Raw genomic sequence first — 14,415 nt, forward strand, 5'->3', positions numbered from 1 at the left:
GCCAGCGAGATTCCCCTGTCCGCGACCCGTCTGCGTCGGCCAGGACGGCGGCCGACTCGGGTCGGTGCAGCTCGCAGCGTTGCACCAGCGTCTTGAATGAGTCATTCAGGACCTCCGAAGACCTGAATGAGTCATTCAAGACGTGGGGGCGAGCGGGTCACCGACGGCAGAGCGGCCCGGCCGCGTGACTTTGCCGGGACCCCGGCCGTGATGTCGTGAACGACTCGTTCAGGTCGTCTGGTGAGGTGAACGACCCGTTCATGACGTGCGGGCAGCCGGATCGGCCGTGCTGATCCGACTTTGCCGGGGCCCTGCCGGGTGTCTTGAATGAGCCATTCAGGACACGCGACGGGCCGCCGGCGAGACCGGACGCGCCGCGACAGCACCGCCGGGGCCACGTCTCACCTTCGCGAGGGCTTGCGCCGTCGCGGCGTCTGTGTCTAACGTACGGAATCCGGTACTGAAGTATTCGATCTCGTACCCACGCGATTCCGGCGACAGCGGAGGCGAAGATGCCTGCACGCACGGACACCGAACGACGCCACGGAGTCGTGCTCCGGCGCGACGTCCGGATCCCCACGCCCGAACCGGGAGTGTCCCTTTCGGCCAACCTGTTCCTGCCCGACGGGCCGGGCCCGTTCCCGCTGCTGGTCACCGTGCTGCCCTACCGGCGGGACATCGCGGCGCTGAACGGGTCGCCCACCGAACGCTGGTTCGCCGAGCGGGGCTACGCGTCCCTGCTCGTCGACCTGCAGGGCACCGGCTCCTCCGACGGCGTCCCGCGGCCGCCGTTCGACCCCGGGGAGGCCGACGACGCGCTCGACGCCATCCGCTGGGGTGCCGGGCAGGCGTGGTGCAGCGGCGCGGTCGGTATGTGGGGCGGTTCCTACGGCGCCATCACGACCTTGCGCACCGCCGCCCGGCGCCCCGAAGCGCTCAAGGCGATCATCGCGCTGGAAGGCCCCACCGATCCCGGCCGCGAATTCGTCCACCCCGGCGGGACGCGCGGCGCCTTCTCGCCGCTGGCGTCGTGGTCGGTGAGCACGCTGTTCAACCAGCTGCTGCCCCCGGTCGACGACTTCGCCGACCCGGACGAGCAGGCACGCTGGCACCGGCGCCTGACCTTCGCGCCCTACGTGCTCGACCTGTTCCGGAACGGCCCCGGCTCCCCGGTCTGGCCCCGGCGCCGGATCGACGTCGCGGCCGTGGAGGTTCCCGCGCTGTGCGTCGCCGGCTGGCGCGACCTGTTCGTCGACGGCGCGGTCCGCGCGTACGAAGAACTGCGCGGCACCAAGGCGCTGATCGCCGGTCCGTGGATGCACGTCATGCCGCAGGAGTGCCCGGTCACGCCGATCGACTTCCTGGAGATCGCCCGCTCCTGGTGGGACCGCTGGCTCCTCGACACCGACGACGGCCCGGACTTCCCCGAGGTCCGGCTCCACGTCCAGGGCGACCGGCCGCGCTGGCTCGCCTTCGACACGTGGCCGCCGGAGGGCTCCGTCCGCACAGAGGACCTGGCCGGCTGGCAGCGCTCCGCCCCGGCCGCGCCGGATCCGGCCACCGGCTTGCAGTCCGGGCTGTGGGCGACGCCCGCCGGGCAGTTCGGGCTGCCGCTGGACCAGCACGGCGACGACAGCCGCAGCCTCTGCCACACTTCGCCGCCGCTGCCCCGGCCGCGGCTGATCAGCGGCCGGCCGTCGGTGACGCTCATCCCGGCGTGGCCGCGGGTGTCGGTGAAGCTCACCGACGTCGACCCCGCCGGGCGGTCGGTGCTGATCTGCGCCGGGATCGCCTGCGGGGGCGAAGGCGAGCTCACCGTGGAGCTGACGCCGACCACCTACGAAGTCGCGGCCGGACACCGGCTCCGCGTCGTCGTCGCCCCCGGCGACTTCCCCCGGGTCTGGCCGCAGAAGCCGCCCGAGGGCTGGCCGGTGGCGCGGACACTCGCCCTGCCCTACGCCGATCCCGCACGCGGGGTCGGCTGCTCGATGCCGGAGCCGGCCGAGCCCGCGCTCGCCGGCCTCGAGGACCAGTTGGACGGCGAAGCCGGCGACCAGGCCGCGTCCTGGGAAGTCACCGAGGACCTCTTGCACGACACGGTTTCCCTGCGCCTGGCGGGCCGGCACCGGATCCGCCCGGAGGACGTGCCCGGCGGGCGGCACACGCTGAGGGTGGACCAGGAACTCGTCGCCACCGCGCACCGGCTCGAGCCGGACGCGTCCACCGTCACCGGCCACCTCACCGGCACCGTCGACACCGCGACCGGCGCCCACGTCACCGTCGAAGTCACCGTCACCGCGACCGCGACCACCCTCGACGCCCACGGGAAAGTCGTCCACGACGGCGTTTCCCTGCTCGACCGGCACTGGCGCGGCTGACCACCCAGCCCCAGCGAAAGGTGCTCCATGTCCTCCCCTGCCGTCCTCACCCGCCGCGACTTCACCGTCGGCGGCCTGCTGCTCGCCGCCGGCCTGGCCGCCGGCGCGTGCGGCGGGCCGTCCGGTTCCCCCGGCGCGGACCGCACCCTGCGCATCGGCCAGTACTGGCCGCCGACCAGCCTCGACCCGGCGAAGGCGGGCGGGGAGTCGCAGTTCTTCCTGCAGCCCGCCTACGACCCGCTGATCTACCGCGCCGCCGACGGCGGGTACGAGCCCCGCCTCGCGACCGCCTGGCGGTACGTGGGCACCGGCAACACCGCCTTCGAGATCACGTTGCGGGACGGCGTGACCTTCAGCGACGGCACCCCGCTGACCGCCGAGGGCCTCAAGGCGAGCATCGAGCACTTCCGCGCGTCCGCGGGCCAGGCGGCGGCCTTCCTCGCCCCGATCGCCACGATGACCGCGCAGGGACCGCTGGTGCTGCGGCTGACGCTGAACCAGCCGCACCCGCTGCTGCCGTCGCTGTTCACGCAGGACTTCCTCGCCGGCGACGTGATCAGCACGCGCGGCGTGGCCGCGCCGGCGGAGCTCGCGACCCGCACCTCGGGCGCCGGGCCGTACGTCCTGCTGCCCGGCGAAACCGTCGCCAACGACCACTACACCTACGGCCCCAACCCGAAGTACTGGAACTCCGCGGGCCGGTTCTACGACCGGATCACCGTCAAGGTCCTGCCCAACGAGAACACCGCCCTCGCCGCGCTCAAGACCGGTCAGGTCGACGTCGTCGCCGGCAGCTACACCATCGCCGGCGGCGCGAAGGCCGCCGGGTTCGAGGTGGCGTCGAGCCCCGCGATCGTGATGGGGCTGCAGCTCAACGACCGGGCCGGCACGCTGTCCCCGCCGCTGGCCGACGTGCGCGTGCGGCAGGCGCTCAACTACGCGGTCGACCGCGCGAAGATCACCTCGGCCCTGCTCGGCGAGTACGGCATCCCGGTCGACCAGCCCTCGGCCCCCGGGGAGGCCGGTTACAGCGAACAACCCTTCTACACCCACGATCCCGGCAAGGCCCGGCAGCTGCTGGCCGACGCCGGCCACGGCGGCGGGTTCGAGCTGCCGGTGGTGATCCCGTCCACGCCCGCGTTCCCCGGCGACCTGGCCCAGGCGATCGCGTCGGACCTGCGCGAGGTCGGCGTCACGCTGCGGGTCACGGCCAAGGAACCCACGGCCGCCAACAGCGCGCTCACCCAGTTCCCGGCGTCCAGCATGGGCTGGGGCGTGCTGCCCGCCTACTTCATGGGCCGCGGGCTCTGGCTGAAGGACGCCATCGGGATGAACCCGTTCCACAGCAGCGATCCCGAGCTGGAGCGCCTCGACCGGCAGGCCGCGGCCGCCGACGAAGCCACCCGGCCCGCCCTCGACCGGAAGGTCATCCGCCGCGTCGTCGAGCTGGGCTGGTTCCTGCCGGTGTGCCTGAGCCCTGGCCTGCTGTTCTACCGGAACACGGTCGGCGTGGACCCGGTGCCCGGCAAGCCGTTCCCCAGCGTCGCCTCCTGGCACCCGGCCGGCCGGGGATGAGCGACCCGGATCCGCTGTTCCCGCCGGGGTTCCGGTGGGGCGTCGCCACGGCCGCCTTCCAGATCGAAGGGGCGTGGAACGCCGACGGGAAGGGACCGTCCAACTGGGACACCCGGGCGCACCACGCCGGCGGCCTGGCCGGAGGCGCGACCGGCGACGTCGCCTGCGACCACTACCACCGGCTGACCGAGGACCTCGACCTGATGGCCGGGCTCGGCGTGGGCAGCTACCGGTTTTCCGTGTCCTGGCCACGGGTCCAGCCCGCCGGGCACGGCCGCTGGAACGGGCGCGGGCTGGCCTTCTACGACCGGCTGGTCGACGGGCTGCTGGCCCGGCGGATCGAGCCGCTGCTCACGGTCTACCACTGGGACCACCCGCAGCCGGTCGAGGACGCCGGCGGCTGGGCCGCCCGAGACACCGCGGCCCGGTTCGCCGACTACGCCGAGGGACTCGCCGTCCGGTTCGGCGACCGCGTCCGGCGCTGGCTCACGCTCAACGAGCCGCTTTCGGTGATGCACGCGGAGCTGAGCGGCCGGCCGGGGCCGCGGGCGCGACGGCACGGGTTGCGGGTGGCTCACCACCTGATGCTCGGGCACGGCCTGGCCGTCCCGCGCCTGCGGGCGCACGCGCCCGACGCGGCGATCGGGATCAGCCTCAACCTGGCCGGGACGACGCCGGCCACCGACCGGCCGGCGGACCTCACGGCGGCCGACCGGGCGGAGGCCTACGAGGACCGGCTGTTCCTGGATCCCTTGCTGCGCGGCGACTATCCGCACCTCGACGGCCGGCCGGTGATCGAGGCCGACGAAGCCGACCGCCGCCTCATCGCCGCTCCGCTGGATTTCGTCGGGGTCAACTGGTACGCGCCGGCCCGGGTCGCCGCGTCGGCGGCCGGGGTGTTCGGCTACGCCCGGGTGCCGTTCCCGGACGTGCGCACGAACCTGCTCGGCTGGCCGGTGGCACCGGAGCAGCTCGGCGCGCTGCTGGCCTGGCTGCGCGCGGACTACCCGGAGCTGCCGCCGATCGAGATCACCGAGAACGGCTACCCCGACGTGGACGAGCCGGACGCCACCGGCTCGGTGCCGGACCTGCCGCGCATCGCGTACCTGCGGGCGTGCCTGCACCAGGTCCGTGCCGCCCTCGACGCCGGCTCGGACATCCGCGGCTACCACGTCTGGTCGCTGCTGGACAACCTCGAATGGGACCACGGCTACCGCCCGCGCTTCGGGCTGGTGCACGTCGATTTCGCGACGCTCGCCCGCACGCCCAAGGCGTCTTACCGGTGGTACCGGCAGCTCATCTCCGCCCAGCGGAGCGACGGGAAGGACGGGCGGGCATGCTCCGGTTGATCGCGCATCGCCTGGTCGTGTCGGTGGCGCTGGTGTTCGTCGTCTCGCTGGCGGCTTTCCTGCTGCAGTCCGCCGCGCCCGGCGACCTCGCCCGCGCCATCCTCGGCCAGAACTTCAGCGTCGAGGCGTACGACCAGCTGCGCCACCAGCTCGGCCTCGACCAGCCCGTGCTGACGCAGTACGGGCAGTGGCTCCGCGACGCGCTGCACGGCGATCTCGGCACGTCGCCGATCAGCGGCCTGTCGGTGGCGGACGAGATCGCCCACCGGCTGCCCGTGACACTTTCGCTGATCGGCTGCGCCACCGTGGTGACCGCCTTCGTCGGCGTCGCCCTCGGGGTGGTCAGCGCCGTCCACGGCGGCCGGATCGGCCGCGTCGTCGACGTGCTCTCGCTGATCGGCTACGCGCTGCCCAGCTTCTGGTTCGCACTCACGATGGTGACGCTCTTCGCGGTCACGGTCCGGCTGCTGCCCGCGACCGGGTACGTCTCGCTGGGCACGTCACCCGCCGCGTGGGCGCGCAGCCTGGTGCTGCCGGTCGCGACCCTGGCGCTGCCCGGCATCGCCGTGTTCGCCAAGCAGACGCGGGACGCGATGCTGGACGCGCTCTCCCGCGACTACGTGACGGCGCTGCGGGCCCACGGCGTCCCCGAGGTGTCGGTGGTGCTGCGCCACGCGCTGCGCAACGCGGCGATCCCGGTGGTGACCCTGGTGGGGCTGACGTTCATCGGGCTGCTGAGCGGCACGGTGTTCGTGGAATCGGTCTTCGCCATGCCGGGCCTGGGCGGGCTGGCGGTCCAGTCCACCTCCCTGCACGACATTCGCATGATCCAAGGCGTGGTGGTGGTGTTCACGGTGATCGTCGTCGCGGTCAACCTGGTGGTGGACCTGGCCTACGGCTGGCTGAACCCGAAGGCGCGGGTCCGGTGACCGCGGGCATCGAGGAGTTCGTCGCGCGCGGTGTCCGGCCCGGGCGGCGGTGGCTCGCCGCGTTCCGCCGCCCGCTCGCGTGGGCGCCGCTGGGGTACCTCGCGCTGCTGGTGGCCGGTTCGGTGCTGGCGCCCGTCCTCGCGCCCTACAGCCCGGTCACGACCGACCTGGACCAGGTGCTCGCCGGGCCGGGTGCCGCGCACCCCCTCGGCACCGACGCGCTCGGCCGGGACGTGCTGACGCGGCTGATGTACGGCGGCCAGATCAGCCTGCTGCACGCCGGGATCGTCGTGGTCACCGTCATCGGGGTGGGCGTCACCAGCGGGGTCGTGGCCGGGTACGCCGGCGGCTGGTTCGACCGGGGGTTCACCTGGGTCGTGGACGTGCTGCTGGCGATCCCGGTCCTGATGACGCTGCTGGTGGTGCTGGCCGTCGTGGGCGAGCACCAGACCGTCGTGATGATCGCGCTCGGCGTGCTCGTCTCGCCCGGGCTCGCGCGGGTCGTCCGCGGCGCCACCTTGGCCGTGCGCAAGGAGCTGTACGTCGCCGCCGCGCGGGTGTGCGGGCTGCCGCACCGCCGGATCGTGGCGGCGCACGTCCTGCCGCGGATCGCCGGCCCGGTCATCGTCCAGATCTCACTGCTGGCAGGCGGCGCGCTGCTGATCGACGCCGGGCTCAGCTACCTCGGCTTCGGCGCGCAGCCCCCGGACCCGACGTGGGGCGACATGATCGCGCAGGCCGCGTCGGTGATCGACCGGCAGCCGTGGCTGCTCGTGCCCCCGGGAGTCGTGCTGGGCCTGGCGATCCTCGCCTTCGGCCTGCTTGGCGACGTCGTCCGGGACGCGACCGCGGACCACCACGCCGAACCGCTGCGCGACCGGCTGCACCGCGCGCACCGGGCGGCCGCGCCGGCGCTGACGCCGCGCGGCGAACCGTCCACCGCTCTGCTTTCCCTGCGGGACGTCGAGGTCACGCTGTCCGGCGACCGGGTCGTCGTGACGGGCCTGGACCTCGACGTCGGCCACGGCGAAACCGTCGCGCTGGCCGGCGAATCCGGCTGCGGCAAGTCGATCACCGGCCGCGCGGTCCTCGACCTGCTCCCGGCGGGCGGCGCGGTCACCGCCGGGAGCCTCCTGTTCGACGGCGCCGACCTGGCACTGGCGGGGCCGCGGGCGGTGCGCCGGCTGCGCGGCTCGCGGATCGCCCTGATCTCGCAGGACCCGGTCGCGGCGCTCGACCCGGTGTGCACGGTGGCGAACCAGCTCGGCGAGCTGGTCCGGCTGCGGCACGGCGGCTCGCGGGCTTCGGTGCGCGAACGCGCGCTGGGCCTGCTGCACGACGTCAACCTGCCGGCGGCGGTCGCCCGCCGCTACCCGCACGAACTCTCCGGTGGCATGGCCCAGCGCGTCGCGATCGCCATGGCGCTGGCCGGCGAGCCGAGCCTGCTCATCGCCGACGAGCCGACGACCGCGCTCGACGCCGCCGTGCAGGACGAGGTGCTGGGCCTGCTCGGGCGGCTGCAGGCCGAACGCGGGATGGCGATCCTGCTCATCACCCACGACTGGTCGGTGGTCTCCGCGTTCTGCCGCCGCGCGTACGTCATGTACGCCGGGCAGATCGTGGAATCCGGCGCGGTCGGCGACCTGATGACGCGGCCGCGTCACCCCTACACCGAGGGCCTGCTCGGCGCGATGCCGAGCCGGGCCCGGCCGGGCTCGCGGCTGGCCGCCATCCCCGGCTCGGTGCCGGAACCCGCGCGGTGGCCGCACGGCTGTCACTTCGCCCCGCGGTGCCCGCTGGCGACGGCCGAGTGCCGCGCGGCGCCGGTCCCCGTCTTCGAGCCCGCCGCCGGGCACCGGACCCGGTGCCTGTACCACGCCAAGCTGTCCTCCGGAGGGGAACGTGCCTCTGCTTGAAGTCCAGGACCTGCGCGTCGGCTACCGGCCCCGGCACCCGGTGGTGGACGGCGTCGGCTTCGTCGTCCGGGCCGGGGAGACGCTCGGGCTGCTCGGCGAGTCCGGCTCGGGGAAGTCGACGATCGGGCACGCGATCGTCGGCCTCGTCCGGCCCGAGAGCGGCCGGATCCGGTTCCACGGCGAGGACATCGCGCACGCGAGCGCCCGCCGTCGGCGCGAGCTGAGCCAGCACCTGCAGATCGTCTTCCAGGACCCGCACGGCTCGCTCAACCCGTCCCGCACGGTCGGCAGCACGCTCGCCGAGCCCCTGCGGGTCGTCCGCCGGCTGCCCCGCCGGGCGGCCGAGGAGCGCGTCGCCGGCGTCCTGGACCGGGTCGGCCTGCCCCCGGCCGCGGCGGCCCGCTACCCCGGCTCGTTCTCCGGCGGCCAGCTGCAGCGCATCGCCATCGCCCGCGCGCTGGTGCTGGAGCCGGAGCTGGTGGTCTGCGACGAGCCGACCAGCGCGCTCGACCTTTCGGTGCAGGCCCAGATCCTGAACCTGCTGCTGGACCTGCAGCAGCAGCTGGGCCTGAGCTACCTGTTCATCTCCCACGACACCGACGTGGTCCGGTTCTTCTGCCACCGGGTCGTGGTGCTGCGGGACGGCCGGATCGCCGAGCGGGGCCCGGTGCCTACGCGAGCGCTTCCAGCACCTTGACCGCCTCGCCGGTGCCGTCCTCCGCGCGGATCAGCTCGCCCAGTTCCTTCGCCCGGGCGGGCACGGTCCCCGCGACGGCGTCGCCGATCGCCCGGGCCAGGCCGTCCGCCGTCAGCTCCCGCAGCGGCTGCGGTGGCGGGGCCACGCCGAGCGCGAACAGCCGCCTGCCGAAGTACGGCTGGTCGAACATGAAGGGGCAGACCACCTGCGGCTTGCCCGCCGCCAGCGCCGCGCCCGTCGTGCCCGCTCCGCCGTGTTGCACGACCGCGGCCATGCGGGGGAAGAGCCAGTCGTGCGGGGCTTGGGTCAGGCAGAACGCGTCGCGACCCAGGCCGTCCGGGCGGATCCCGCCGCGGCCCAGCGCGACGACCGCGCGAACGCCCGTCGCGCGCAAGGCCGCCGCGACGACCTGGCCGATACGGGCCGGGTCGCTGCCGACCATGCTGCCGAACCCGAGGTAGACCGGCGGCGGTCCCGCGGCGAGGAAACCGGCGAGGTCCGCGGGCGGCGTCCACGGCGCCGGCGGCAGGAAGAAGAACCCCGGCGTGTGCACGGGTTCGGGGTACCAGGCCCGCGGCGGCAGCACGTGCCTGCTGAACGCCTGCAGGACCGGCGCGCGCGTGCCGTCGGGCCACCGCAGCGGATCGTGGGCGAAGCGGCGGCGGGTCAGCCCGAGCCCCTCCCGCCGGAACCGCGCGGGGCTTCCGGTGAGGGCCCGCACGAACGTCCTGGTCGACGCGTACGACGCCGGGTTGAGCGCCGCCGGCAGCCGGTACGGGAACAGCGGGTCGGGGAACGACGGCGTCGGCACCCAGAACGGCTGCAGGCACACCGGGACCGCCGGCACGCCCAGCAGCTCGGCGATCGCGTGCCCGGGCACGTTGACCTGGTGCACGACGAGGTCGACGTCGCCGGCTTCGGCCAGCGTCCGGCCCAGCGCCCCGAGGTCGCCGAACACCCGGGCCATCGCGGCGCGGTTGTGGCGCAGCAGCCGCAGCCCGAGCCGTTTCCCGCGCAGGCCGCGGAAGTTGCGCTCGACGGCCTCCCACGCCGCGCGGTCGTCGACGAGCTTGTTCGTCCCGTCGTCGAGCGGGATCACCCCGGCGCAGAACGGTTCGGCCACCGCGGCGGACGACGCGGGCGCGGCCACGACCACCTCGTGCCCGGCCCCGGTGAGGGCCGCGGCCAGCGCGGCGAACGGCTGGACGTCACCGCGGCTGCCGTGGGTCAGCAGCAGGAATTTCACGGATTCCGTTCCTCTCTGGATGTGGTCGGATCCCGGTGCCGAGCGCCCCAATGCCACATTGGGTGCGTCCAGCGCACCCAATGTGGCGTTCGGTGCGTTCAACGCACCCAACGCCACATTGGGGCGCTTGCCGGCCGAGTTCTCCCTACGCCGAAGCGCCGATGATGAGCAGCTGCTCGTGCAGCTCCCGGACGAGCCGGTCGACGTCGCCGGGGGTGAAGAACCGGTCGGTGAAGATGTGCAGCACCGTCAGGCGGTCCCGGTAGGTCGAGACGTAGTAGCCGGGGAAGAACGTGTCGCCGACGGTGTTGAGGATGTGGATCTCGGTGAACTCCAGCCCGGCCGGCGCCGGGAACTCCGGCACCACCCCGAGGTTGCTGATCAGCGCGAAGGAAAGGTTGCGGCCGAGCGCGTCCTCCATCGGCGCCGCTTCCCGGACGCCTTCCGGGCCCGCGAGGACCTCGTCCATCCGGGCCTTGACCTCGCGGCCGACCAGAACCGGGCTCAGCCGCGGGGACACGCCCGTTTCGGCCACGTAGGACATCATGAAGTTGGTCGTCTCCAGCTCGCCTACCGGCGGATCGACCCGGCGCCGGAAGTCCACCGGCGACACGCAATACATCGGCACGGTCTCGCGGCCGCCCGCCAGCACGCGCTGGGCGAGCAGGATCGCGCCCGAGACCAGGCCGTGCACCGTGGTTTCGTACCGGCGGGCCGCGCGCTTGAGCCACTGGGTCTCCTCCACCGAGAGCCGCAGGTAACCGCTGAGCAGGCCCGCGGTCCCGGCCGTCGGCTCGGGCGGGACCGCGGAGTGGAACAGCCGCCGGTCGTAGGGGATCAGGCCGAGCCGTTCGTGGAAGAGCGCCGCGGGCGGCGCGGGCAGCGCCGTGCCCGGCTCGCTCACCGGCTCCTCCCCCGACGCGAACGCCGTGAACAACCGCAGCAGCTCGCGGAAGGTGCCGAGCCACGCGTTCGCGTCGGTGATCGAATGGTCGGTGCGCAGGGCGACGAACCCGTGCCCGTCCCCCTGGACGAGCACGAGGTCGGCGACCCCGGCCGTGACGTCCCACGGCAGCCCGGCGATCCGCTCCAGCGCGTCCGGCCCGTCCACCAGCACGGTCAGGTCCGGTTCGTGCTCGGGCGAAACCGCCAGCACGGCTTCCGGCGAGGTCCCCCGGACGCGGGCCCGCAGCACCGGGTGCACCGTGCAGAGGTGCCGGAACGCGCGCGCCAGCACGCTGGCGTCCAGCTCGCCTTCATACTCCGCGGCCATGATCACCACCCGGTCGAGATGGGCCAGTTCCAGGTAGTTCAGCGGACGTTCGAGCCCGGTCAGGTCCATTTCCACTCCCGCGTGAAGAACTGCGTGCCGTTGACGAGCACTTCGGCCGTGACCGCGGCGTCCGCGGCTCCCATGTCGATGCCGGCTCGGACGACGACCCGGTCGCCGTCCGGGGTTTCGGCCGTCTTCTCCCCCGTCGCCGTCATGCGCGTCGCCGCCGGGTGGTGCTCGGGCACGCCCAGGTCCACCTGCGTCGTCATGGCGAGGAAGTCCCGGTCGTCGCCGGGAATCCTGATGCGGTCCCGCTTCTCCACGGTCAGCCGGACCGCCGAGCGGAGGTGGTCGCGGGCGATTTCCCAGCGGTCCCGGCCGGGCCCGGCTGGGCCGCGGCGGTCCGGCGGCGGGACCAGGACGTCGGTGAGCGCCGCCGGGTCGGCGGCGGGCAGGCTCAGCGTCGTGGCCTGGTGGCCTTCGTACTCCTCGGCGGCGAGGCCGACGTAGTCGCCGGGACCGCGGATCACCCGGACCCCGAGCAGCCCCGGCTCGGCGGCGGGCCACAGCCGCGGGATGTCCGCCTCGGCCAGCACCAGCCGCACGCGGTGGCCCGCCGCGATCCGGTAGCACGTCGGGTCGAGCTCGACCTGGACGACGTCCTCGCGCCGGGCCAGGTTCACCGTGCCCGACGCGATGAGCAGCGACCGGTCCTGCTCGTCGACGTCGGTCACCTTGAGCACGCACCGGGTCGCGGTGGTGCCGGGCCCGAGCAGGAGCCGCACCGAAGGCCGGCCGGCGATCAGCAGCGGCTCCGGCAGCGGCGCGCTGGTGAACGCGAGCGTCCGGGCGTCGTCGTCGTGCTGGTCCAGCGGGTAGCCGAACCGGTCGGTCGGGTGCTTCGTGAGGCCGCTCAGCGCGCCCACGGTGGGGTCGCCCCGGCCGGTGACCGTCGTGGCCGCCGACGGCCGCCCGCCCGGCGCGGACCGGTACAGGTGCCCGGAGCGGGAGGTGACGAAGACGTGATCGGCCTTCTTCTCCGGCGGCCACTGCCCGGCCCGCACCCAGCGGGAGCCGGTGCCCTGGACGAAGAACGTCGCGGTCCGCTCGCGGGTCCCGCCCCGCGGCGCCCGGCCGTGCAGCCACCGGTCCCACCACGCGCAGGCGAGCACGGCCGACGGGAACGGCGCGACCGCGGCCACGTCCGGGAAAGTGTGCAGCCACGGGCCGACGATCAGGTGCTTGGGCGCCCGGATCTGCTGGTAGGCGGCGATCATCCCGTCGCAGAACAGGTCGCGCCAGCCGGCGACGCACAACGACGGCACGGTGATCCGCCGCGCGTCGATCCGGCGCTCCGCCCACACCGCGTGCCCCGGCGGGTGCTCCCAGGCGTCGGCGAACCACGGCTCGAACTTCTCCAGCCGTTCCTTCCACACGCTCTCGTAGTTCTCGCGGTCGCCGTCCCGCAACGGCGGCAGCAGCGCGCAGAAGATGTGGTACAGGCTCAGGTGCCCGAACATCCCGATCCCGCCGCGCAGCCCGGCCGGGTGCACCAGGTCGCGTTCGACGTCGGTCCAGCCCATCACCGGGAAGATCGCCTTGAGCGCGGGCGGGCGCTGCGCCGCGACGGCCAGCGTCGTCATCCCGCCGTGGGACAGGCCCCACATGCCGACCCGGCCGGTGCACCACGGCTGCGCGGCGGCCCACTGCACCACCGAGACGCCGTCGGCGACCTCGCCCGGGCTCAGCAGAGGCCGCGGCGTGCCCTCCGACGTCCCGATCCCGAAGCAGTCCACGTACAGCACCGCGTAGCCCCGCTCAGCGAAGTACCGCAGGTACCGGCTCGCCGCGATGCCGCCGAGGCCGTCCTTGCGTCCGGTGTGGAGGGTCACCAGCACCGGCACGCGGTGCGCCGTCTTCGGCAGGTAGAGGTCGGCGCCGAGGGTCAGCCCCGGCTCGCTCGACGGGATGCGGACGTCCCCGCGGAACTCGACGTCGTGGCGCGGTGGGCCGGACGGCGGCACGCGCACCGGAGGCCGGATCACCGGAGCTCCGCGGGCTTGCGCGGGCGGGTCCAGCGCAGCGTGGCGCCGCCCCAGCTCATCCCGCCGCCGAACGCCACGAGCAGGACGACGTCGTCGTCGAACAGCCGCCCGGTGCGGACGGCGTCGTCGAGGGTGATCGGGACCGAGGCCGCGCCGGTGTTGCCGTAGCGCTCGACGGTCAGGTGCATCTGCTCCGGCCGCAGGTCGAGGGTCTTGGCCAGGTCCTGCAGCATCCGGCCGTTCGCCTGGTGCGGCACGATGAGGTCGATCTCCGACACCTCCAGCTCCGCCGACTTCGCGACGTCGACGACGAGGTCGGGCAGCACCCGCGAGGCGAGGTCCCGGACCTGCCTGCCGCGCATGGCGAAGTAGTGCTCGCCCGCGGCGAGGGTGGCCGCGCTCGCCGGCCGCCGGCTCCCGCCGCCGGGCACGGTGACGAAGTCGGCCGTCGTCCCGTCGGAGCCCAGCGCGCTCGAGAGCAGCCCGCGGCCGCCGCCGCGCTTGCCGAGCACGACCGCCCCGGCCCCGTCGCCGAACAGCACGCAGGTGCGCCGGTCCTCGTAGTTCAGGATGCGCGAGTAGGTGTCCGCGCCGATGACGAGAGCGTTGCGGGGCAACGGGTCCGCGTCCAGCAGCGCGTGCGCCGTGACCAGCGCGTAGACGAACCCGCTGCACACCGAGTCGACGTCGAAGGCCGCCGCGCGCATCGCCCCGAGGTTGGCCTGCACGGCGCAGGCGGTGGCCGGGATCGGCTGGTCGGGGGTCGAGGTGGCGACGATGAGCAGGTCGATGTCGGTGGCCGCGAGGTTCGCCGCGCGCAGCGCGTGTTCGGCGGCCTTGGTGGCCAGGTCCGAGGTGGCTTCGTCCGGCGCCGCGACCCGGCGCTCGGCGATGCAGGTCTTGTCGAAGATCCACTGTTCGCCGAGGCCGAGCCGGCGGCCGAGTTCGGCGCTGGTGAGGACGGTCTCCGGCAGGTAGGAGCCGGTGCCGAGAATGGCGGTGTTCAT

The 14,415-nt window shown here is 74.0% G+C and carries 10 protein-coding genes; 6 read left to right on the plus strand and 4 right to left on the minus strand.

What is annotated here, in order from left to right; translation table 11 throughout:
* Window positions 1–512 precede the first annotated feature (512 nt).
* Genes H4696_RS10935 through H4696_RS10960 form a run of 6 tightly spaced genes read left to right on the plus strand, consistent with a single transcriptional unit; the run spans window position 513 to window position 8,844 of the window.
* On the plus strand, window positions 513–2,378 hold the full coding sequence (locus H4696_RS10935) for a CocE/NonD family hydrolase (protein WP_086861708.1): 1,866 nt from the start codon (window positions 513–515) through the stop codon (window positions 2,376–2,378).
* Window positions 2,379–2,405: 27 nt separating this feature from the next.
* Window positions 2,406–3,953, plus strand: coding sequence for an ABC transporter substrate-binding protein (locus tag H4696_RS10940; RefSeq protein WP_086861709.1), 1,548 nt, complete (start codon window positions 2,406–2,408; stop codon window positions 3,951–3,953).
* Window positions 3,950–5,302: a GH1 family beta-glucosidase gene (locus H4696_RS10945; RefSeq protein WP_086861710.1), complete on the plus strand. Its 1,353-nt coding sequence runs from the start codon at window positions 3,950–3,952 to the stop codon at window positions 5,300–5,302. The genes H4696_RS10940 and H4696_RS10945 overlap by 4 nt, the downstream gene beginning before the upstream one ends.
* Window positions 5,290–6,231: an ABC transporter permease gene (locus tag H4696_RS10950; protein WP_086861711.1), complete on the plus strand. Its 942-nt coding sequence runs from the start codon at window positions 5,290–5,292 to the stop codon at window positions 6,229–6,231. The genes H4696_RS10945 and H4696_RS10950 overlap by 13 nt, the downstream gene beginning before the upstream one ends.
* Entirely contained in the window at window positions 6,228–8,147 is a 1,920-nt protein-coding gene (locus tag H4696_RS10955; RefSeq protein ID WP_211299720.1) for a dipeptide/oligopeptide/nickel ABC transporter permease/ATP-binding protein, read from the plus strand. Before H4696_RS10950 ends, H4696_RS10955 begins: the two co-directional genes overlap by 4 nt.
* A complete protein-coding gene (locus H4696_RS10960; protein ID WP_211299721.1) occupies window positions 8,134–8,844 on the plus strand; it encodes an ABC transporter ATP-binding protein in 711 nt (236 codons plus the stop codon). The genes H4696_RS10955 and H4696_RS10960 overlap by 14 nt, the downstream gene beginning before the upstream one ends.
* On the opposite strand, the gene H4696_RS10965 is transcribed toward H4696_RS10960, so the two are convergent.
* The 4 genes from H4696_RS10965 to H4696_RS10980 all read right to left on the minus strand — a co-directional run bounded on the left by H4696_RS10965 (window position 8,819) and on the right by H4696_RS10980 (window position 14,415).
* The gene (locus H4696_RS10965) at window positions 8,819–10,090 is read right to left on the minus strand and encodes a glycosyltransferase (RefSeq protein ID WP_086861712.1); all 1,272 of its coding nucleotides are present in this window, start codon (window positions 10,088–10,090) and stop codon (window positions 8,819–8,821) included. The genes H4696_RS10960 and H4696_RS10965 overlap by 26 nt on opposite strands.
* A gap of 145 nt (window positions 10,091–10,235) precedes the next feature.
* A complete protein-coding gene (locus H4696_RS10970; protein ID WP_086861713.1) occupies window positions 10,236–11,432 on the minus strand; it encodes a phthiocerol/phthiodiolone dimycocerosyl transferase family protein in 1,197 nt (398 codons plus the stop codon).
* Window positions 11,423–13,408: a CocE/NonD family hydrolase gene (locus tag H4696_RS10975; RefSeq protein WP_158104335.1), complete on the minus strand. Its 1,986-nt coding sequence runs from the start codon at window positions 13,406–13,408 to the stop codon at window positions 11,423–11,425. The genes H4696_RS10970 and H4696_RS10975 overlap by 10 nt, the downstream gene beginning before the upstream one ends.
* Entirely contained in the window at window positions 13,405–14,415 is a 1,011-nt protein-coding gene (locus H4696_RS10980) for a 3-oxoacyl-ACP synthase III family protein (RefSeq protein ID WP_086861714.1), read from the minus strand. Before H4696_RS10980 ends, H4696_RS10975 begins: the two co-directional genes overlap by 4 nt.

Source organism: Amycolatopsis lexingtonensis (genome assembly GCF_014873755.1).
Taxonomy (GTDB): Bacteria; Actinomycetota; Actinomycetes; order Mycobacteriales; family Pseudonocardiaceae; genus Amycolatopsis; species Amycolatopsis lexingtonensis.

What these genes read in the sequence shown, in the direction of transcription:
- H4696_RS10970 (WP_086861713.1), bottom strand. Translation starts at nt 11,432, where the DNA reads ATGGACCTGACCGGGCTCGAACGTCCGCTGAACTACCTGGAACTGGCC.
- H4696_RS10945 (WP_086861710.1), top strand. Translation starts at nt 3,950, where the DNA reads ATGAGCGACCCGGATCCGCTGTTCCCGCCGGGGTTCCGGTGGGGCGTC.
- H4696_RS10950 (WP_086861711.1), top strand. Translation starts at nt 5,290, where the DNA reads ATGCTCCGGTTGATCGCGCATCGCCTGGTCGTGTCGGTGGCGCTGGTG.
- H4696_RS10935 (WP_086861708.1), top strand. Translation starts at nt 513, where the DNA reads ATGCCTGCACGCACGGACACCGAACGACGCCACGGAGTCGTGCTCCGG.
- H4696_RS10940 (WP_086861709.1), top strand. Translation starts at nt 2,406, where the DNA reads ATGTCCTCCCCTGCCGTCCTCACCCGCCGCGACTTCACCGTCGGCGGC.
- H4696_RS10980 (WP_086861714.1), bottom strand. Translation starts at nt 14,415, where the DNA reads ATGAACACCGCCATTCTCGGCACCGGCTCCTACCTGCCGGAGACCGTC.